Annotated in this window: 18 protein-coding genes; 8 read left to right on the forward strand and 10 right to left on the reverse strand. The window is 45.1% G+C overall.

Features of this window, described 5'->3' with window-relative positions:
* Positions 1-186 precede the first annotated feature (186 nt).
* From strainIA91_RS02665 to strainIA91_RS02675, 3 genes are all read left to right on the forward strand, one after another.
* A complete protein-coding gene (locus tag strainIA91_RS02665) occupies positions 187-2109 on the forward strand; it encodes an ABC-F family ATP-binding cassette domain-containing protein (RefSeq protein WP_400167555.1) in 1923 nt (640 codons plus the stop codon).
* Positions 2110-2165: 56 nt separating this feature from the next.
* Positions 2166-3056: an SDR family NAD(P)-dependent oxidoreductase gene (locus strainIA91_RS02670; RefSeq protein WP_400167556.1), complete on the forward strand. Its 891-nt coding sequence runs from the start codon at positions 2166-2168 to the stop codon at positions 3054-3056.
* Positions 3057-3201: 145 nt separating this feature from the next.
* Entirely contained in the window at positions 3202-4137 is a 936-nt protein-coding gene (locus strainIA91_RS02675; RefSeq protein WP_400167557.1) for a sensor histidine kinase, read from the forward strand.
* Here strainIA91_RS02675 and strainIA91_RS02680 read toward each other — a convergent pair.
* Both strainIA91_RS02680 and strainIA91_RS02685 read right to left on the reverse strand, forming a co-directional pair.
* Complete coding sequence (locus tag strainIA91_RS02680; protein WP_400167558.1) at positions 4100-4645, reverse strand: DUF4416 family protein; 546 nt, start codon at positions 4643-4645, stop codon at positions 4100-4102. The two genes, strainIA91_RS02675 and strainIA91_RS02680, sit on opposite strands and share 38 nt — an antisense overlap.
* Before the next feature lie 4 nt (positions 4646-4649).
* The gene (locus tag strainIA91_RS02685) at positions 4650-5987 is read right to left on the reverse strand and encodes a B12-binding domain-containing radical SAM protein (protein ID WP_400167559.1); all 1338 of its coding nucleotides are present in this window, start codon (positions 5985-5987) and stop codon (positions 4650-4652) included.
* 107 nt (positions 5988-6094) lie between these two features.
* Between strainIA91_RS02685 and strainIA91_RS02690 the strand changes: the two genes are divergently transcribed.
* Entirely contained in the window at positions 6095-6502 is a 408-nt protein-coding gene (locus strainIA91_RS02690; RefSeq protein WP_400167560.1) for a secondary thiamine-phosphate synthase enzyme YjbQ, read from the forward strand.
* Between the two features lie 3 nt (positions 6503-6505).
* Entirely contained in the window at positions 6506-7555 is a 1050-nt protein-coding gene (locus tag strainIA91_RS02695) for a C45 family autoproteolytic acyltransferase/hydolase (protein ID WP_400167561.1), read from the forward strand.
* A 183-nt stretch (positions 7556-7738) separates the two neighbouring features.
* Here strainIA91_RS02695 and strainIA91_RS02700 read toward each other — a convergent pair whose 3' ends face one another.
* Positions 7739-9274 (reverse strand): YifB family Mg chelatase-like AAA ATPase, encoded by a 1536-nt coding sequence (locus strainIA91_RS02700; protein ID WP_400167562.1) that lies wholly within the window; start codon positions 9272-9274, stop codon positions 7739-7741.
* A gap of 151 nt (positions 9275-9425) precedes the next feature.
* Here strainIA91_RS02700 and wecB point away from each other — a divergent pair, with 151 nt between their 5' ends.
* Complete coding sequence (gene wecB, locus strainIA91_RS02705) at positions 9426-10559, forward strand: non-hydrolyzing UDP-N-acetylglucosamine 2-epimerase (protein WP_400167563.1); 1134 nt, start codon at positions 9426-9428, stop codon at positions 10557-10559.
* Positions 10560-10958: 399 nt separating this feature from the next.
* Positions 10959-11324 carry a thioredoxin gene (trxA, locus tag strainIA91_RS02710; RefSeq protein WP_400167564.1) on the forward strand — a complete coding sequence of 122 codons (366 nt, stop codon included), beginning with the start codon at positions 10959-10961 and terminating at the stop codon, positions 11322-11324.
* Between the two features lie 55 nt (positions 11325-11379).
* On the opposite strand, the gene rimO is transcribed toward trxA, so the two are convergent.
* The 7 genes from rimO to strainIA91_RS02745 all read right to left on the reverse strand — a co-directional run bounded on the left by rimO (position 11380) and on the right by strainIA91_RS02745 (position 18167).
* Positions 11380-12660 (reverse strand): 30S ribosomal protein S12 methylthiotransferase RimO, encoded by a 1281-nt coding sequence (gene rimO / locus strainIA91_RS02715; protein WP_400167565.1) that lies wholly within the window; start codon positions 12658-12660, stop codon positions 11380-11382.
* A gap of 77 nt (positions 12661-12737) precedes the next feature.
* Positions 12738-13715 carry a signal recognition particle-docking protein FtsY gene (ftsY, locus tag strainIA91_RS02720; RefSeq protein WP_400167566.1) on the reverse strand — a complete coding sequence of 326 codons (978 nt, stop codon included), beginning with the start codon at positions 13713-13715 and terminating at the stop codon, positions 12738-12740.
* A gap of 13 nt (positions 13716-13728) precedes the next feature.
* Positions 13729-14346, reverse strand: a complete 618-nt coding sequence (locus strainIA91_RS02725) for a CDP-alcohol phosphatidyltransferase family protein (RefSeq protein WP_400167567.1) — start codon at positions 14344-14346, stop codon at positions 13729-13731.
* 90 nt (positions 14347-14436) lie between these two features.
* The gene (locus strainIA91_RS02730; RefSeq protein ID WP_400167568.1) at positions 14437-15114 is read right to left on the reverse strand and encodes an ATP-binding cassette domain-containing protein; all 678 of its coding nucleotides are present in this window, start codon (positions 15112-15114) and stop codon (positions 14437-14439) included.
* 3 nt (positions 15115-15117) lie between these two features.
* Positions 15118-15816, reverse strand: a complete 699-nt coding sequence (locus tag strainIA91_RS02735) for an ATP-binding cassette domain-containing protein (protein WP_400167569.1) — start codon at positions 15814-15816, stop codon at positions 15118-15120.
* A complete protein-coding gene (locus tag strainIA91_RS02740; protein ID WP_400167570.1) occupies positions 15800-17062 on the reverse strand; it encodes a 3-deoxy-D-manno-octulosonic acid transferase in 1263 nt (420 codons plus the stop codon). Before strainIA91_RS02740 ends, strainIA91_RS02735 begins: the two co-directional genes overlap by 17 nt.
* Positions 17063-17147: 85 nt before the next feature.
* A complete protein-coding gene (locus tag strainIA91_RS02745) occupies positions 17148-18167 on the reverse strand; it encodes a glycosyltransferase family 9 protein (protein WP_400167571.1) in 1020 nt (339 codons plus the stop codon).
* A 105-nt stretch (positions 18168-18272) separates the two neighbouring features.
* On the opposite strand from strainIA91_RS02745, the gene strainIA91_RS02750 reads away from it, so the two are divergent.
* A complete protein-coding gene (locus strainIA91_RS02750; protein WP_400167572.1) occupies positions 18273-19559 on the forward strand; it encodes a diaminopimelate decarboxylase in 1287 nt (428 codons plus the stop codon).
* The last annotated feature ends 7 nt before the right edge of the window (positions 19560-19566 follow it).

A 19566-nucleotide genomic window follows, 5' to 3' on the forward strand; every position in this document is an offset into this window, starting at 1 on the left:
TGACTTTCGACTTTTGACTGCCGACTGCCGACTGCCGACTGTTGACTGCCGACTAACGACAACAACTTCCCCACCCCCCATTTCATAGGGCAGGCGATATCCAGGGTCTACACACAGATTCACTCCCTCTTCCCTTCTTCCTTTCTTTTCCCTACATTCCATCCTGTTTCAAACAAAGAGAGGCTCATGGTCCATCTTTCCCAAATCAAGCTGCAATTCGGACACCAAATGCTCTTTGACGGGGCATCGTGGAGTATTTATGCAGGTCAGCGTATTGGACTCGTAGGTCCCAATGGGTCGGGGAAATCCACCATTTTGCGGATGTTGTGCGGAGAAATAACACCCGACGAGGGTCAGGTGATTATTCCTCAGGGTGTTACAACAGGTTATCTGCCGCAACATATGGACGATTTTAATACGGATCAGACACTGATAGATGAAGTCATGGATGTTTTTGCTCATCTGATGAAAGCTGAAAAGGAAATGCGGAAACTGGAACATGAAATCTCTGAAAATCACACGCCGGAGCTTATGAAGCGGTACGACCGCTTACAGGAACTGTTTGCCCGGGAAGACGGATATACCATGGAAGCCCGGGCCCGGGCAGTGTTGTCCGGACTTGGTTTCAAAGATGAACAATTGTCCCAATCTGTCCGGAGTTTTTCAGGAGGATGGCGTATGCGGATAGCCCTGGCCAGGCTGTTGCTGATTCATCCTACCCTGCTGTTACTGGATGAACCCACCAATCATCTGGACATGGAGACATTAATTTGGCTTGAAAAGTTTATTACCGATTACAATGGAACCCTGGTGATTGTCTCCCATGATCGCTATTTCCTGGATAGGATCACCGATCACATTGCAGAGATTTACGATGGAAAAGTCAGGGTGTACCCGGGAAATTATTCCGATTATGAAGAAGCCCGGGCTCAGCGACTAATGCAGCAGGAAGCGGAGCAAAAAAACCAGGAACGGCGTATAGATCAGATTGAACGTTTTATTGAACGGTTTCGATATAAGGCCAGCAAAGCAAAACAGGTGCAAAGCCGGATCAAATATTTGGAAAAGATTCAACGGACTGAGGTGGAAAAACTGGGAAAATCCATCGGTTTTCAATTTCCCCCCCCGCCCCGGAGTGGAGATCCGGTGGTTGCCTTTGAACACGTAATGTTTGATTATGGGAAAGGACCGGTTTTTACAGATGCCACTTTTCAAATCCGGCGGGGTGAAAAAGTGGCATTGCTGGGACCCAACGGTGTGGGAAAATCCACCCTGATGAAAATTATCAGTCAGGAACTGGAACCCGCATACGGGAAAGCACGTTGGGGTTATAATCTGGAAATGGCTTATTTTGCCCAGCATCAACTGGATCAGCTGAATCCGGACCTGAATATTCTGGATGAAGTGTGGAGCCAGTCTCCGGGAATCACCCAGAGTGCTGTCCGCAGTTTACTGGGGCAGTTTCTCTTCAGTGGGGATGATGTTTTTAAACCGGTATCTGTCCTCAGCGGCGGAGAAAAAAGCCGGGTGGTGCTTTTGAAAATGATGTTGAAAAATGCCAATTTTCTCATCCTGGATGAACCCACCAACCATTTGGATATGCAAAGCAAGGAAGTCCTGGCTCAGGCACTGGATGAATTTCCCGGAAGCGTACTGATTGTGAGTCATGACCGGTTCTTTCTGGATATGCTGGTAACCAAGGTTTTGTGGTTTCACAAAGGGCATGTAAAGGAATATCCAGGGAATTATTCGGAGTTTCAGCAATGGTATGATGAAAAATTCAATCCGGTTTTGCAGAATACGAAAACCTCTGATTCCAGGCCGGATAAGATTGACAGTAAAACCCGGCGCCGGATTGAAGCACAGGAACGGCAGAAAAAATCCCGGGAGAAGAAAAAGTATCTGGAAAAGCTGGATAAGACGGAACAGAAAATCGATATTCTTCAGAAAGAGAAATCAGAGATAGAGCACCAAATGAACGGGACCGGTTTTTCCGCACTGACTCCCGATGAAATGGCAGCGGTTACCCGACGGTACCAGGAAATTGTGAAAACCATGGAAAAACTGGAATATGAATGGTTGATTTTGACTGAAATTCTTGAAGAATAAAAATGTTTTTCAGAAACATTGATAAATAATAAAAATCCTCTATTGATGAGATGCTGATGAAAAATTGCATGTCCGTTGATCAACGTACAATCTTTGTCACGGGTGCCACATCCGGCATTGGTCTGGCAACAGCGAAAGCTCTGGCCGGAATGGGTGCTTTTGTGATTGGGAGCGGCAGGTCTGTCGAACGGTGCCAAAAAGCGGAAGCTTTGATCCGCCGGGATTATCCAGACAGCCGGGTGACATATTTAACGGCTGATTTATCTTCTCAACGGCAGATTCGTCATCTGGCAAGGGATATTCGGTCAATCCTGGTGAAAACCTTTGAAAAACCGGTTCTGGATACCCTGATCAATAATGCCGGTGCTTTCTACAGCCGGTATACTGAAAGTGAAGACGGGATCGAAGCAACATTTGCAGTCAATCATCTGGCTCCTTTTCTGTTGACTCACGAACTCCTGCCGCTGTTGGCAGAATCTACAGACGGAAGAGTTGTGACCGTAGGTTCCGGATCCCATTTTCATGCAAAAATGAAATGGCGGGACCTCCAATTACACCGTTTTTATTTCGGCTGGAATGCCTATAAACAGTCCAAACTTGGGAATGTCCTTTTTACATATGAATTCAATCGGCGTTTTCATCAAAAAACCGGTATCCGGGCGTTTGTCGCCGATCCGGGTCTGGTCCAAACCCCCATTGCCATGAAACAATCCGGTTTTCTTGTAAAAACTTTCTGGAAACATCACATTAAAAAAGGGGCTTTACCAGAAGAGGGAGCTAAAACCAGTATCTTTCTGGCAATGGATCCAAATCCGCTAAAACACAATGCCATTTATTGGAAATATGAAAAACCACTGGCTCCAAATTCCCGTGGACTGGATGCTTCTGATGCCCAAAGGCTCTGGGATATTTCCTGTCGTTTGTGCCAGATAGAAACATGGGAATAAATAACAGTCCATTACTTGATACAGATCACATTTCCCGCCTCTTGACAGGAATCATTTAAGAACCTTCCCTATATTAAAACAATATGATTATTTTCCGATTACTAAGAACATGATTCTCTGAACTATTGACTGGAGAAAAATGCTCATGAAATCACGTATTCGTCCCTTTTTATTGATGGTAGCCCATTATCTGAGCGGCCCTGTGTTGATTAGCATTGCATATTTTATATTTGGTTTTTTCTGGATCCTTTTTTCTGACAGGATTTTATTGGAATTGAGTCCCAGCAGTCAGGACTACATCAAATACCAGACCTACAAAGGTTGGCTTTATATTGTTATTACTACAATACTCGTTTATGCTTTATCAAAAGTATATGCAATTCATAAAGATAAATCCCTTTCACTTTCCAGGGAAAAAGAACGGATTATTTCAGAAAATCTGAGGGAAAAGGAAACGCTTCTCAAAGAGGTGCATCACCGGGTTAAGAATAATCTGCAAATTATGATCAGTCTGATCAGGCTGAAGAGAAAGCATCTATCCGATGCTCACGACAGTGAAATCCTGAAGGAAATTACAGATAAAATGCATGCTATTGCTTTGGTTCATGAGATGCTTTACCAGGAAGATCTCTTGTCTGAAGTTAACATGAAAGGATACATCATCAAAATGATCAAACATTTGGAAGTTTCCCTGGAATCACGGAACCGGGTGAAAATACATCCCGATTTGATGGATGTCATTCTACCCCTGGAAATTGCCGTTCCCTATGGGATTCTGATAAATGAAATCATTACAAATATCTTAAAATATGCTTTTCCGGATGAGTTGGAGGGGGATATCACTCTTGAACTGAAAAAAGAAGATGATGGAAAAGCGGTCCTTTATATAAAAGATAACGGAATAGAATTTGAACCCTCTGTTTCCATGGATAAAGAACATGCTTTCGGCATGCGTCTGATACATGTTTTAGCTGATCAGTTAAATGCCTCTCTTCATATTGATTCGGAAAAACCCGGAACATCATATACTCTTGTACTCAATCTCAATAACGATTCAACGTCTCAACGTCTAAACGTTTAAAAGTAGCCCTCTCACGTTCCAAAAATTCTATAATGCGCGGATTTTTATAGTCCGGATAGGTCCATGGCAGGGGATGATAATGTTTATCCTGATAAATTAGGGTGAGTTCAGACCAGATTCCCTGCCCGAGATAGAGCCTGTGAGCATATCCTTTGGTCGTGAGCAGACTAAAGTTGAAATGCGTGAGAACACCGGGATCAATATTGAATATCCGCTTGCCCTCCACCTGGTAATCATCTTCTATCAGGTTGGATTTCAGTTTAAAACCGGCGGCATTTTCCATAGAAACCGGTTTCAGGCAAACTGCATAAATTTTATCCAGTTCTTCGCCCATTTCTTCTTCGTAATAATGGGTTATCTTGCTGAAAGGTAAAGGTCCAATGATATCCCAATCTGACTTGATAAGTTTATGGAGGATCAGATCCCACGATTGGACATATTTTTGCTCCGGAGAATAGGTGATGGCTGTAAACAGCAAGGCGGGTGGTGCTTTTGATATGTGTTCCATCTTTTCATTCCATAAGATGTGCGTTTTGTTCTTTGACCCACAGTTTAAGGGATTCCCAGGCTTTAGTATTCTTCTGGCTATACCAATATACGGTATTGTTTTGTAAAAGGGGATCGTCTGTGTCACATAGTCCCGACTGAGCCCATAAATCCGTTCCAGGCACCGGGGAAAAGGCAGAAAGACTCACACGGCTTCCGGCATTCAGGGCCACAATTGCAGCTTCCTTAACATCCCGGGGTGTTTGATCCGGAAGGCCCATGATAAGGTAGGTGATGATGTCTCCAGAACCATATCCCGCCTTCTGCAGATGCTTTAAGGCTTTCAGATAGGATTGCCGGTTGACCTTATGACTGATGAGATCCTGATAAGCCGGGGAAACAGTCTCCAGACTCAATCGGGGTTCGTAGAAATGGGCGGCAGCCATGAGTTCTGCCAGCTCTTCATCGATAAAGCGGGCAAAGAGTCCGTTTGGGCTGTGAAACGTGAAGTCCTTACGGTATTGAAGAATTTTTTTCAATAAAGGTTTTATATGGTTTTCCCGGTTGATAAACAAAGCGTCGTCATAAAACACAAAATTTCTGAGTCCTCGTGTATCACAGGCAAAATGTATGTCTTGCAGAATCGATTCAACGGGGAATTGGGAAAAGACAGGGTTTAATATGGGTCCGGCACAGAAAGCACAATGGTATGGACATCCCTGGGATGTGTACAGCGGATAGTGTTTGAGTATTGGAAAGTCATGCCACACTTTTCTCAGGTGACAGGGGGTTACCTGAGACATGGATAAGCCGAATCGTTCTTTCAGCCACTGGGAAAGCCGGGCAAAATCGTGTCCCGGAATCAGCAGATCCGGTTTAATGACTTTTTGGGCATGAGCCGGCAGTAGGGAAGCATAAATCCCACCGAGGATGATGGGGGTGCCAGGGAAAAATTGTCTTAGCAGCTCTGCTGTTTCTTTCACACCGGTGTACCAATAGGTCATATGGGATGTGAGAAAAATGGCATCGGGTTCCTGTTTCAGAGAACGAAGGATATGTTCCACTTTCACCCGGGGTGCTCCGTAACGACTAAAATAGCGGGGAATATGTTTCAAAACAGCGGGTTTTTCAATTATCTCACGGTAAAAATGTCCCGTCCCGGCAGGGGTATCCCGCTTATGAGCAGACATTTCAGACCACAAGGGATTGAATCGATCCAGCAAATCGATGACAGTGATATCAGCAGGTCCATTTGCCAAAGATTCTGCCAGAGAGAGCAATCCCAATGGCCTGTAGAAAAGGTCATACGCCGCGAAATCGTGTATCCACGGATTAACAAAAAGAAAGTGACAGTTTCGACTCATGGGAAAATGTTAAGAAACACCGGGACAAAGTGCATTGAAAAATGTATCTTTCAGGAAAGTTTTCCTAAAAAAACACAGAAGAACTCATGATTTGAAGGAAGTGCTTCATGGTACACACATTTCAACTATCCACAAGCCGTTCCCTTTGTTTCACGGATATCACCTCCAAAGTGCGCCAGGTGATCCGGGATTCAGGATGCCGGAACGGGATCGCTGTGGTGTTTACCCCACACACAACCGCAGGGATCACCATTAATGAAAATGCCGATCCCCATGTTCTGGATGATCTGACATGGAAATTCCGGGACCTGGTTCCGCCGGATGAATCCGAATATCTCCATGCCGAGGGAAACAGTCACAGTCATGTTTTATCCACGTTAACGGGGGCATCGGAAACTCTTATTATCCAGGAAGGAAAGCTGCTGCTTGGTATGTGGCAGGGACTTTATTTTTGTGAGTTTGACGGACCGCGCACACGCACGATCCACATCAAGATCATTCCTGATCGGGAATAATGCATGAATCCCTCCTTTCTTCAGTTTCCACGGATAATCCGGTCTGCCGGATCACCTTATGAGACAGGTGTTCAAACCGGCCGTCAATTGGGACCGGATTTTGCCGTGTATATTGATCAGTATCTGTCCACAGGACCATTTCTTCATCCCCACTTTAATCGTCAACGGCATCAGGAGGAATCCATGGCTATTTGTGCCTCTTACCCTGAGCGGTTCCGGCAGGAGCTGGAAGGACTTGCCCGGGGTGCGGGTATATCCTTGAAAAAGGTAGCGGAATGGGTTTCCGCCGAAGCCTGTATGTCTGATGCTTGCAGTGGATTCCTGCTATATGATGGCGAAAAAACGTGGATTGGCCGGAACAATGATTTATGGAGTCCCCACCTTTGGGGATTTGCCCGGCATCGGGCAGTGTCTCACAAAATTCCTGTAACAACATTTGGTCTGGCAGGAGATGTTTTTTCCGCTACAGGGCTGAATCAGGCCGGACTCTGGCTTCATTACAATTATTTGAAAGCACCTGACCAGAACCATGATTCCTCATTGGCCCAACCCTGTTATCTTCAACTTGTGGACATGCTGGAGAGCTGTGAGAGTCATGAGGATGTGACATCTTTTCTTCAGAGTTATCCCCGGCAGGACGGGATGATGCTTTTTGTGTCCGATGCCCGGAACAATAAACACGGGATTTTTGAATGCACCTGCCATGATATAGTATACCGGCCTTTGCCAAAGGAGATGGGATCTTGTTTTCTGGTGGGGACCAATCATTATACTCAGGCTCCATATGAGAACAGTTCCCATCCGGACCGTGCCGATTCATTATCCCGATACCGGCGGCTTGAAACACTATTGAGTGACTTTTCTACAGGTCAATTAACCGCCAGTTTTAACTCTCTGAGAACCGTCCTTGCGGATGAGGGAGTTGAAAAACGCCAATCCCATTACGGTACCGTTTATGCCAATCTCTATTATCCGGAAACTGGAGAATTCTGGTATACATTCGGTGGATATCCGGCGGCGTCTTGTGGGAGATGGCGGAAGGGTACGAGATGACGCAAAAACGAAGAGAGGATGGTATTAAAATGTCCATTTATCAGCTTCGTTAGACATTTGCTGTATTAAAGGATAGTTAGAAAACATGTAAATCAATGTGTGATTTGATAATCCCCATATAAATCCTTTATATTTCACTATTGAAGCGTATTTGTTTCTTCGTTCCCCCACACTTTCACTCCTTCAAAATTCCAGTGTCTTATCCAGACTTCTGTACTGAATGGCCTCGCTTACATGTTCCGGAAGAATCGTTTCGGATTCGGCAAGATCGGCTATCGTTAACGCCACCTTCTGAATCCGGCTGAAGGCACGGGCACTGAGTCCTAGTTGAAGACTGGCCTGCTCAAGCAAAAGATTGCAGGTTTCATCCAAAGGGGCAAATTCCCGGATCATCCGGGTTGTCATGTGGGCATTGCAGTGACAATCTTTGAATCTTTCAAATCGCAAAGTCTGACGTTGACGCGCTTGTTGTACCCGCTTCCGGATTTTTTCTGAGCTCTCCCCGTTTTGTTTGTTCTGAAGGTCTTTAAATGAAACGGCAGGCACATCCACGTGGATATCAATCCGGTCCATAAGAGGACCCGATATTCGGCCAAGATAATTTTGAATTTGTCCTTCACTACAGGTGCAGGTATGTCCCGGGTCGGTGTGATAGCCACATGGACAGGGATTCATGGCGGCAACCAGCATAAATTTTGCAGGGTAGGTGAGACTCGTAAGAGCCCGGCTGATGGTGACTTCCCCATCTTCAAGGGGTTGGCGCATGACTTCCAGAACATTTTTTTTGAATTCCGGAAATTCATCCAAAAACAAGACACCATTATGGGCAAGACTCACTTCTCCGGGTTTTGGATAACGGCCTCCGCCGACAAGAGCGGAATCGGAAATGGTATGGTGCGGCGAACGGAAAGGACGGGTTGCCAACAAACCGCAATGTCCCGGCAGAAGTCCTGCTATCGAGTGAATTTTCGTCGTTTCAAGAGCCTCATCAAGCGTTGGATCAGGTAAAATGGATGGGAAACGCTTTGCCAGCATGGATTTCCCCGACCCCGGAGGACCAATCATGATAACGTTATGTCCACCTGCAGCGGCGATTTCCAATGCCCGCTTTACGTGTTCCTGTCCTTTGACTTCTGAAAAATCAAAGGGATAATGCCGGTTTTTCTGAAATAGTGTTTCCACGTTGACTGTCACCGGTGTCAAATCTGTGTCACCATTCAGTACATCAATGGCTTCCCTGAGTGTATGAACACCCCAGACTCTGGCCGTTCCGGGTATGGCTGCTTCGATGGCATTTTCTTTTGGGACGATAATGTCCGATTTATGGAAATCCGGCATCCCCATGGCAATCGGTAATGCCCCCCGGATACTCCGGACGTGTCCATCCAGAGCCAATTCTCCCAATATGATGAAATCTTTAAGCCGTTCAGAATGGATCACCCGGTCACAGGCTAAAATTCCTGCAGCCAAAGGTAAATCAAAGGAACTTCCCTCTTTCCTTAAATCAGCAGGTGCCAGATTTTGTGTGATTTTCCCTCCTGGGAAAGCATAACCTGATGATTTCACGGCAGAGACAATCCGTGAAAAACTCTCTTTTACAGCCCCTTCCGCCAGACCCACCATGATATGCCGGGGAGTACTGGGGATATGGTGTGTTTCGATGGTGATCTCAAATGCATGGACACCTTCCAAACCCGCCGAGTAGACTTTTGATAACATATAACACCCCATGTTTCCAGAAAAATAACACGATCAGTGAATAAATCAAAAATAATATTATTTATACTATATTCAAAGAATATAATATCCATAATACTGCTTTTATTTTTGAAAGGGTGTGGTTAGATTTTTGCCGGTTAAAGGAGAACATATGGAAGAATATAGACTCATTCTGGTTGCGGGCGCCCGTCCGAATTTTATGAAAATCGCGCCGTTGATGCATGTGTTGCGGAATCATCAAAAGATCAAGCCATATCTTGTACATACCGGCCAGCATTACGATGAAAAAATGTCTGATTTGTTTTTTCGGCAGCTGGATATTCCCGAACCGGATATCAATCTCGAAGTCGGGTCTGCATCCCATGCGGTCCAGACGGCTTTGATTATGGAGCGGTTTGAAAAAGTGTGTCTGAATGTCAAACCACACATGGTGATGGTCGTGGGTGATGTGAACAGCACGGCAGCCTGTACCCTGGTAGCGGCTAAACTTCATATTCCCACAGCTCATTATGAAGCAGGTTTACGAAGCCGGGACCGTTCCATGCCGGAAGAGATCAATCGTCTGGTGACCGATGCCATTTCCGATTATTTTTTCACGACGTCTGTAGATGCCGATGAAAATCTGATCAATGAAGGGATCCCACAAAAGAAAATATATATGATGGGAAACCTGATGATTGATTCCCTCTATGAACATCTGAAGAAAGCAGAATCCCTGAATCATGCCATACAGACATTGGATGGTAAAAAGACTGTCCAACTGGACAAAACCCTTCCGGATGGGGGATATGGTATTATGACCTTCCACAGACCATCCAATGTGGATGAACCGGAAACACTGGCTAAACTGGTGAACGGTTGGGGAACAATCTCAAAGGATGTCCCCCTGCTTTTTCCAATTCATCCCCGGACTGTTAAAAATTTAAAAAAGTTTGGTCTCTATGATATTTTGGCTTCCTATGATTCTATTTATTTAACGGAACCTGTGGGGTATCTTGAATTTATTTACTTTATCCGGCATTCGGCATTCGCGTTGACAGATTCCGGAGGAATTCAGGAAGAAACGACAGCCCTGAATATTCCCTGCCTGACTATCCGTCCTTCAACGGAAAGGCCTGTAACTATCTGGGAAGGCTCCAATAAACTGATTACTGTGGATGATATTGAAAAAGAAGTCCGGCTTATTCTGAAAGGGAAGGGAAAAACCGGAAAGACACCAAAATTCTGGGATGGCCAGACAGCAAGGCGGATTGTAGATATTTTAGAGGATATTTTTTACGTATAGACGTTGAGAGGTTGAGGCGGTGAAACGTTCAGGCGTTAAGATGAGGGGGCTGGAAATTTGTGGTTTGGCGCTGTTTTTCTCACGAATGGTTGTATATATGATAACCATCACCGTATCGTGATGTTTCTATATAGGAAAAAGTTTAGGTACCAACCCCCCCGGGGATAAAATAATGTCCCACAGAATAAAATGCAAGATTATAATATAATTAATATATTAGTATATCAATGTGACTTGCATAATTGTCATTTATTTCCAGTTCTATGTCCAAAGTCATGTTGAGTTTTCTCTACCGATCTATATCTTATGTTCTTCTAGTAAGGCATATACTTTAGGATTCAGAACTTTTTGTAACCTATCTGTACCTTTCGTATCAGACAGTAAAAAATTGGAGGACACGTGACAGAACATTTGACAAAACAGGATTTCCTGGAAAAAGTATTCAACTATGAAGTCAACTCAGAATGGAAGTATGAGGGGGATGTGCCGGCTGTGATTGATTTTTATGCGGACTGGTGTCAGCCCTGTAAAATGGTAGCTCCCATTCTGGAAGAATTAAGCACTGAGTATGGTGATAAACTGCATATTTATAAGGTGAATACAGAACAAGAACAGGAGCTGGCAGCGGTTTTTGGAATCCGGAGCATCCCTTCTATGCTTTTTATTCCGAAGGATGCCCAACCACAGATGGCTGTTGGTGCTCTACCCAGGGAATCACTGGTGAAGGCCATTGATGAAGTTTTAGGGGTAAAACTACCCGAATAAATGTTTCATCAATCATGATTATGAACAGGTTTTCTCACGGAAACCTGTTTTTATTTTATCCTAATTTTCCGGTAAGATCGTATTCTGAGGCATCTGTAATTGTTACATCATAAAAACATCCCTCAGTCAACGGGGAGTCAATGATAACCTGATTGTCTATATCCGGTGAATCGCCTTCCGTGCGTCCAAAAGAGACACCTGTCTCTTGATTCACGGTATCGATCAGCACCTTTTGCGTGGAACCAATTTTTTCACGGTTTTTCATCAGGGATATTTCCTGCTGCAATGAGAGAATGGCGTCATACCGGGCGGATTTTACATAGTCCGGGATGTCATCGGGAATGTGTGCCGCCGGAGTGTAATCCTCCCGGCTGTATTTAAAAGCGCCCAGTCTGTCAAATCGGAATGAACGGACAAATTCCAGCATTTCTTCAAACTCCGACTCCGTTTCTGTGGGATAGCCAGTAATAAGGGTCGTGCGAATCGTGACGTTAGGGATGGTATTCCGTGCTTTTTCCAGTACCTTCCGGATTCCTTCACTGCTTTGTCCACGCTGCATCAGTTGAAGTATCCGTGTATTGATATGTTGAATGGGGAGATCCACGTAAGGAACGATCCGCTCTGAACGGGCTATGTGTTCAAAGAGTCCGGGTGGAATGTGAGCCGGATGTCCGTAGTGCAGGCGAATCCAGGGGATATCAATACTTTCCATCTCCTTCAGAAGATCTGTCAGTGTGACCCGGGGTGATAAATCCTTTCCATACATAGTGGAATCCTGGGCAATGAGGATGATCTCTTTCACACCCATTTGTATAAGATGCCGGGATTCCCTGAGGATGGTATCCACCGTCCGGCTTTTTTGGGGCCCCCGTATGATGGGGATGGAACAGAATGAGCAGCGGTTGTTACACCCTTCCGAGATTTTTAAATATGCATAATGACGGGGAGTCATAAGTGATCGAACGGCCACGGGATCATACGTATAGGTGGGATCTCCGGACAGATATCGGATGACTTCCTGCATTTTATCCACACCAAAAAAGGCATCCACTTCCGGTATGGCTTCCCGGAGTTCCCGTTCATAAATCTGTGGAAGACAGCCTATAAGGATCAGTCGCTGAAGTTTTCCTGTTTTTTTCAATTCTGCTGCGGCAAGAGTGACATCGATGTTTTCCTCCCGTGCTTCCTCAATGAATCCACAGGTATTGATGATGATGGTATCTGCTTCAAGAGGATCCGACGTGAGCTCCAGTCCGGCTTTTTCCAACCCGCCCTTTAATACTTCACTGTCAACCAGGTTTTTTGAACATCCCATGGTGATCAGATGGATTCGCATGTGAAACCTTTCTTCATCAATTATTTAAGCGCCGTCCACTCACCGGACACATCCTGAAAAAGGATTACGTAAACGATTTAATCCCGGTTTCCGAAAAGAGAATCGACGTACAGATCCGCATCAAAAGGGAGGAGGTCGTCGATTTTTTCACCCAATCCTACAAATTTTACGGGGACACCCATTTCTTCATGGATAGCAGCAAGCACTCCTCCCTTGGCGGTCCCATCCAGTTTTGTGACTACAAGGCCTGATATGGGAAGGATTTTACCAAATTCACGAGCCTGTATCAGCCCGTTCTGACCGACTGTTCCATCCAGAACCAACAAATTCTCATGGGGTGCATCGGGTATTAGCTTTTGTATCACCCGGATGATTTTACTCAGCTCTTCCATAAGATGGGCTTTATTATGTAACCTGCCGGCTGTATCGATGAGAATCAGGTCGCTTTGATCCCGGATGCCTTTTTGAATACCGTCATAGATAATCCCGGAAGGATTCTTTGCACCGGGATTTTTGATAAATGATGCCCCGGCCCGTTGAGCCCAGGTCTCCAGTTGTTCTACAGCCGCAGCCCTGTATGTGTCGCCGGCGATGATCAGGGATTTCTTCCCCTGCTGGGCATAGGCGTAGGCCAGCTTACCCAGGGTAGTTGTCTTTCCGGATCCGTTGACACCTGCAACCAAAAGAACAAAGGGATGGTGGTTTCCTACAGGTATTTTGGCATCGTTTCCGGCAAAATGATCTCTGAAAGCATCACGGATAATATCCTGGATGTGCTCATAATTTGTCACTGGAGACTTCCGGGAACTCTCTTCTATCTTTTGTAAAAGGGATTCTGTGATCCGGGGGCCGAAATCAGATTGATACAAAAAGGCCTCTATCTCATCCATGAAATCGTGATCGATTTTTATTTCTTTTCCTACCAACGACAGAAGGCCTTCCCTGAAGCGGTTTCTTGAGCGTTTCAATCCGGTGTCGAATTTATCTTCTTTAGGCCGATGTGTCGTGGAGCCGTCTTCACGATGCACGGCCCCTTTCTTTTTGAAAAATATCATACTTTTCCTGTCTTTATGAAGCGTTTCTCAGATGATCGGGGGTGATCTTAATCAGTTTGACCAGTTCGTAAACATAGACAACCCAGCTGTAAAACATCAAACCGGTGGCCAGGTAAAGCACGGCCTGTGCCCACTCTCTCCAGGCGGGGTTGAGCCATAAGAAAAGGCTTAAGGCTGCCACGGTAATAAATATTTTTCCCGGTATGTTGGCACCGGTTGTGACATTTTTGGCATTGTGAAGATGCATCGCCAAAAGGGCAATTGTAAAATCTCTGATAGCCAGGATATATAAAAACCACAAGGGGAAATTCAGTTTATCCACCATCATAAGCAGGACGGTAAATCCTACAATTTTGTCGGCAAGGGGATCCAAAACCTTCCCATAATCGGACACATCGTTGTTTTTCCGGGCAGCATATCCGTCCAGCCAGTCTGAAACGACAGCCAAAGAGAGCCAGATAATCACCCCACGGGTATTTCCACTGCTCAGGGCATGAGCAATGGGAAGGGACATAAACGCCCGGCTCAGACTGATAATGTTGGCCAGTGTAAAAAAGTAATGAGGTTTAACCTTGTCAGCCCCGATTTTTTTCCTGATGGTTTCTTTTTTTTCTTTCAGTGTCTCTGCCATAAAATCCCCTTGATGAAGACAAAAAGTAGCAATTACAGGGTATATTCACAACGGTTTTAGATTTTCTATCTTCCGGAAAAATCGGTTCATTTATGATACATAAGGTCTGAGCATCTCCTGCATTTCCGGAGTTTTGATCATATCCCCAAGGGATCCATAGCCTTGTATCTGAAGATCTTTGAAATAAATAACAGAGTCGCATGTCGCAAGAATATCCGTTATTCTGTGGGAAATGATGAAAATCCGGGATCGCGCCGCCTGTTGACGGATCGTGGCATAAAAAAGGTGTCTGAATTTCTGGTTCAAAGCGGTTGTCGGTTCATCATAGACTGCCGTTTCAGCTGTTGTGGCAGCCGTGAGGGCAATTGCCAGCCGTTGTCTTTCTCCTTCGGAAAAATCTGTCAGGAAATCTTCCTGCCGTGATTCGCGGGGAAATTCAAAGAGTTTCAGGTAGTGATTAAAAGTCTTTTCCTGAAAATGGCGACCGACTTCAAAGCGTTTATCCCTGTACATATCGATAATGGATTGTACGGTATTCCCCGTAAATAACCGGGTAAGATCCTGAGAAAGATAAGCTGAAAAGCCATAAGAACTGAAGATATCCAGTTCTTTGAAACGATAATCCACCAGGAGTTTGATAAAGGTGGATTTGCCACTTCCGATAGGGCCACAGAGTCCGGTGATTCGGAATGGACCCAGATCCATCCTCTGATCACTGATCAGGGTTTTTCCTTCGCAAATTGAATATGTAAAGGGGCGAATAATCATGATTTATATAGCTTTCAGGTATGCGGTGATCTCTTCAGCTGCGAGGCTGGAGGTAAAATCATTCTCCCTGCTAAACAGGGGATAATCTTTTGCCGGTATGGCCTGAACGAGCCTGTGTCCATGAAAATGAAGGATTTGATCTGCAAAACAGTATTCATCGGGGAATTGTGAGGCGATCAGACAGGAGGAATTCTGTCTGTATTTCCGTATCCAGCTGTACATTTTTTCGATGACGGGATAATCGAGATGGCTTGTCGGTTCATCCAGAAGAAGAAGATCTGCTGGAATCAGAAGGGTCGCTGCAAGCATGACGCTCTGCAATTCACCAAAAGATAAGTCATATAATTTTGTTTCTAACAGGGATTCCAAATGGAAGTATTCGGCAATGTCCCTGCTTTTGTGTTCAACCACATCATCGGGAAAACCGTGCTGTATCAGGGGGAATTTCAATTCTGATTCTACAGTTGTTGTAATCATCTGATGCATCGGATTTTGCAATAGGAGGGATGAACGGAAAGCAGGAATATCTCCCAGGATTTTATCATCCGGGATAAAACCGGCAAGGGCTTTTAAAAAGCTGGTTTTACCACATCCCGAATCGCCCAGAAGAAGGTATATGGTGCCCTCATGTAAGTCTAGAGGAGGAATAAACAGGGAGATTGAATCTGAAATATAAAGTTGGAGCTCAGATAATCTGATCATTTTTCAGGATGGTGATGATTTTATCTGAAGCACCCAAAGACCGGGTGATGTAAGCCCGTGCGATTTGGGATATTTTTGAATACTGGTCCGGATCTGCCAGCAGGGAGGATGCAATTCCATAGAGTTCATCGGAATTTCTTACAATAAAAGCGCCCCCTTCCCGTATCAGGGCCTGGGCTTCCAGGGAGTTCTGGTTGTGAGGACCGACAAAGGTGGGCAATCCGGCTACTGCGGGTTCCATGACATTATGTAATCCGGTTCTTCCGAATCCTCCACCTACATACGCCAGGGAGGATGAAAAATAGAGAGAGGCTAAATCTCCGATGGTGTCGACAAAAATATTTTTTGGATTTGTCTTTGGCATGAGCTGGCTGTATAGTACCGTATCCGGAAAATACTGGCAGGTTTCTTCGTAATTCCCGTTTACAGGTTCATGGGGGACGATCACCACATGGAGGTCCGGATATTTGTTTTCCAGTTTTTGCATGGCAGGAAAAACCACCTGCAAATCTTCCCGGTGAAGGGACCCCAGGATGAATACCGGTTTGTCTTTCCATGCCACAGGTAACAGATGCTTATTGTTGAATTTACGATGCCGTTCCTCCACCCGGTCATAGCGGGTGTCTCCGGTAATGATCACATTTTCCATGTTGGATAAAAGCTTGCGGAGATTGTTGTAATCCTCCATGGAAACGGCAAATATCCGCTTATAAATTTTATAGAGTTTCCGGTAAAAACGGATGGTGTAAAACTGAAGTTTGCTGCTTGACGTTTTCACCCTGGCGGAAATGAGATACTGGGGGATTTGCCGCCTGTCTGCCTGAATCATGAGATTTCCCCACATATCATAGCTGGTGTTGATAATGGCACTGGGACGGAGGATATCCAGAAAGCGGCGAATAGTCCAGGGTAAATCAAATGGAAGGTAAAAAACAAGATCGACGAGATCCCTGTCTTTAAAATTCATAAATCCACTGGGAGACACAAAGGAGAGGGCAACCCGGGTTTTGGCACTGTGTTTGCGGATTTTTTCGATGAGGGGTTTGGCTTGTTCATATTCACCTAAAGAAGCACAATTGATTAAAATAACAGTATGTTGGTCTGTGATGGTTTCCCGCCAGCGGGCAATGTCCCTCAGCACGTTTTTGCGTCCCACAATGCCCTGCCATATTTTCGGGGAAAAAAGGCCGGCGATGTACAGGCCCGGTGCTGCCAGTAAAAGAAGAATATTATAAATGAACAGCATGATAAGTCATTATTTCCTGTTGAGGGTTCATGATGAAATATAAAAAACAAAGGAGATTAATACACATGATTTTCATCATAGGGTCTCAGGTGGATTTTTCCCGGAGAAGGTAATGGATTTCATTGATGATGGTCTGGGCATCGATGCTTCGCATGCACAGATGGTGTTTTTCCGGACACTGGTCAAAACCCAGGTGGCTGCAGGGTCTGCATACAAGGTGGATGGGCGGTTCGATAAGATCTGGAGAATTCAAAGGGGCAAAACCATACTCCGGAACAGTCTGCCCAAAAATGACTAACGTCTTGATGCCGCACAAAGCTGCCAGATGGGCAGGCCCTGAATCATTGCCCGCAAATAGTGTTCCCCGACTGATAAAAAGCATGAGTTCACGTAACGTTAGCCGATGGGTCATATTCATCAGGGATCTGTTTTCGTGGGATATTTTTGCTGCCCAGGCTGTTTCAGTTTCTCCGTTTCCGATGATTAGGATATGGTCCCATTCCCCGGAAATGTCTTTCAAAACTTTTTCCCAGGTTTCGAGGGGAAGCATTTTGGATGGTTTACTTGCACCGGGGGCCAGAATCAAATTCCGGCTACCGGATTTCCACTGTGTGTAATGGCCCCTGTTTTCAGGGCGGATTTCTTCTTCGGAAGGGATGTAAAGAGAAGATGAAGGGATTACATCTTCATGGACTCCCAGTGTTTTCAGGTATTTCTGTGTCACATGGGGATATGGGGGGTTGTATATTTTAAATTTGGAAAGGAGAAACCGTTTGATGATCTCTTTCTTTATTCGATGAACATGTCTGAATCCAAGGGTCAGCATATAACTTCGCAGATTCTTATGGAGGTCCAATATTGTGGCATACTTGTTTTTTCGAATAATCCCCCTGAGTATTCCTATGGATAAATCCTCATCCAGGATATAAACATGATGTACCGCCGGATGATGTTCGATAAGTGGTTTGAAAGCTTTTTTGGTGATATAGTCTGTGCAGGACGGGCCGTGATGTGTCAGAAGGTAATCCAGGACAGGCATGGTGAGAGCGACATCTCCCATGGAGGACAGGCGGATGATCAGATATGGAGGCTTTTGTTCGGACATGGAGAAATTTACGACCCGCGGAAGAGGAGTTCCACGGAAATGTCTGGAGCATTCGGATTCATGGGAAAATCATTGTATATTTCACGGCGAAACAACAGGAAGACTATGGACAACGTATTTGATTTTCTGACGAAAAAGCGGGCATTTCAAGTGAAGGAAACAGTGGGTACTCCGGTATATATATATGATGAGAAGGGTTTGCGCCGAGCTGCCGAAGAGGTGCTCCATTTTCCCCATGCCTTTGGTTACAGGGCCCGGTATGCCATGAAAGCCAATTCCAATGCTTATATATTGCGGCTTTTTAACAATCTTGGCCTCCATTTTGATGCCAGCTCGGGTTATGAGGCTGAACGGGCACTCCTTGCCCGTATTGAAGGAAAAAAAATCCAGATAACAGCCCAGGAATATCCTGCCAATTTGAAAGATTTAATCCAACAAGGTGTTCTGTTTAATGCCTCCTCTTGCCGGCAACTTGAACGTTATGGCAAGGATTTTCCAGGAAGTGCCGTGAGTGTCCGAATCAACCCGGGGATTGGTTCCGGACACAATAACCGGACCAATGTAGGGGGACTTTCAAGCAGTTTCGGCATTTGGCATGAATGGATACCAAATGTCCGTGTAATTGCAGAAAAATATGGACTGAAAATCACGAAATTGCATACCCATATCGGATCCGGCAGTGATCCCAAAACATGGCAACGGGTTGTGGATATGAGTTTGCAGGCAGTTCGGGAATTCCCTGATGTGAAAACCCTGAACCTGGGGGGCGGATATAAGGTTGCACGGAATCCGGCAGAAAAAACGACTGATTTGCAGGTTATCGGACAGTCGGTAAAAGAAGCTTTTAAAGCATTTTATACAGAAACAGGCAGAAAACTGGATCTGGAAATCGAACCGGGGACCTATTTGGTGGCAGCCTCAGGCATTTTACTGGCACAGGTGATGGATAAGATCCCTACAGGAAAAGAAGGATATACTTTTTTGAAATTGGATACGGGGATGAACGATTTGACCCGGACAACCCTCTATGGATCTGTACATCCTGTAAAAGTCTATCCGGCGGGTGAAAAGAAACTGGAAAAAAAGGAAAAAGTTGTGATTGTGGGGCACTGTTGTGAAAGCGGAGACATTTTTACACCGGCCCCGGGAGATCCTGAGGGAATTCAACCCCTGGAACTACCGGAAGTCCAAGTAGGCGACCTGCTGGCTTTGGGTGTTGCCGGTGCATATTGCGCGTCCATGTCCCTGACCAATTATAACTCCTTTCCCCAGATTCCTGAAGTTTTGATCACAAGTGATGGAAACATGAAACTTCTCCGTAAACGGCAAACCGTTCAGAATATGGTTGCACTTGAATGTGATAAAGAGTTGAGAGTTGAGAGTGGAGAGTAGAGAGTCA

This window comes from Candidatus Neomarinimicrobiota bacterium, assembly GCA_041154365.1.
GTDB classification, from domain to species: domain Bacteria; phylum Fidelibacterota; class Fidelibacteria; order Fidelibacterales; family Fidelibacteraceae; genus Fidelibacter; species Fidelibacter multiformis.

What these genes read in the sequence shown, in the direction of transcription:
- strainIA91_RS02665 (WP_400167555.1), top strand. Translation starts at nt 187, where the DNA reads ATGGTCCATCTTTCCCAAATCAAGCTGCAATTCGGACACCAAATGCTC.
- strainIA91_RS02670 (WP_400167556.1), top strand. Translation starts at nt 2,166, where the DNA reads ATGAAAAATTGCATGTCCGTTGATCAACGTACAATCTTTGTCACGGGT.
- strainIA91_RS02675 (WP_400167557.1), top strand. Translation starts at nt 3,202, where the DNA reads ATGAAATCACGTATTCGTCCCTTTTTATTGATGGTAGCCCATTATCTG.
- strainIA91_RS02680 (WP_400167558.1), bottom strand. Translation starts at nt 4,645, where the DNA reads ATGGAACACATATCAAAAGCACCACCCGCCTTGCTGTTTACAGCCATC.
- strainIA91_RS02685 (WP_400167559.1), bottom strand. Translation starts at nt 5,987, where the DNA reads ATGAGTCGAAACTGTCACTTTCTTTTTGTTAATCCGTGGATACACGAT.
- strainIA91_RS02690 (WP_400167560.1), top strand. Translation starts at nt 6,095, where the DNA reads ATGGTACACACATTTCAACTATCCACAAGCCGTTCCCTTTGTTTCACG.
- strainIA91_RS02695 (WP_400167561.1), top strand. Translation starts at nt 6,506, where the DNA reads ATGAATCCCTCCTTTCTTCAGTTTCCACGGATAATCCGGTCTGCCGGA.
- strainIA91_RS02700 (WP_400167562.1), bottom strand. Translation starts at nt 9,274, where the DNA reads ATGTTATCAAAAGTCTACTCGGCGGGTTTGGAAGGTGTCCATGCATTT.
- wecB (WP_400167563.1), top strand. Translation starts at nt 9,426, where the DNA reads ATGGAAGAATATAGACTCATTCTGGTTGCGGGCGCCCGTCCGAATTTT.
- rimO (WP_400167565.1), bottom strand. Translation starts at nt 12,660, where the DNA reads ATGCGAATCCATCTGATCACCATGGGATGTTCAAAAAACCTGGTTGAC.
- ftsY (WP_400167566.1), bottom strand. Translation starts at nt 13,715, where the DNA reads ATGATATTTTTCAAAAAGAAAGGGGCCGTGCATCGTGAAGACGGCTCC.
- strainIA91_RS02725 (WP_400167567.1), bottom strand. Translation starts at nt 14,346, where the DNA reads ATGGCAGAGACACTGAAAGAAAAAAAAGAAACCATCAGGAAAAAAATC.
- strainIA91_RS02730 (WP_400167568.1), bottom strand. Translation starts at nt 15,114, where the DNA reads ATGATTATTCGCCCCTTTACATATTCAATTTGCGAAGGAAAAACCCTG.
- strainIA91_RS02735 (WP_400167569.1), bottom strand. Translation starts at nt 15,816, where the DNA reads ATGATCAGATTATCTGAGCTCCAACTTTATATTTCAGATTCAATCTCC.
- strainIA91_RS02740 (WP_400167570.1), bottom strand. Translation starts at nt 17,062, where the DNA reads ATGCTGTTCATTTATAATATTCTTCTTTTACTGGCAGCACCGGGCCTG.
- strainIA91_RS02745 (WP_400167571.1), bottom strand. Translation starts at nt 18,167, where the DNA reads ATGTCCGAACAAAAGCCTCCATATCTGATCATCCGCCTGTCCTCCATG.
- strainIA91_RS02750 (WP_400167572.1), top strand. Translation starts at nt 18,273, where the DNA reads ATGGACAACGTATTTGATTTTCTGACGAAAAAGCGGGCATTTCAAGTG.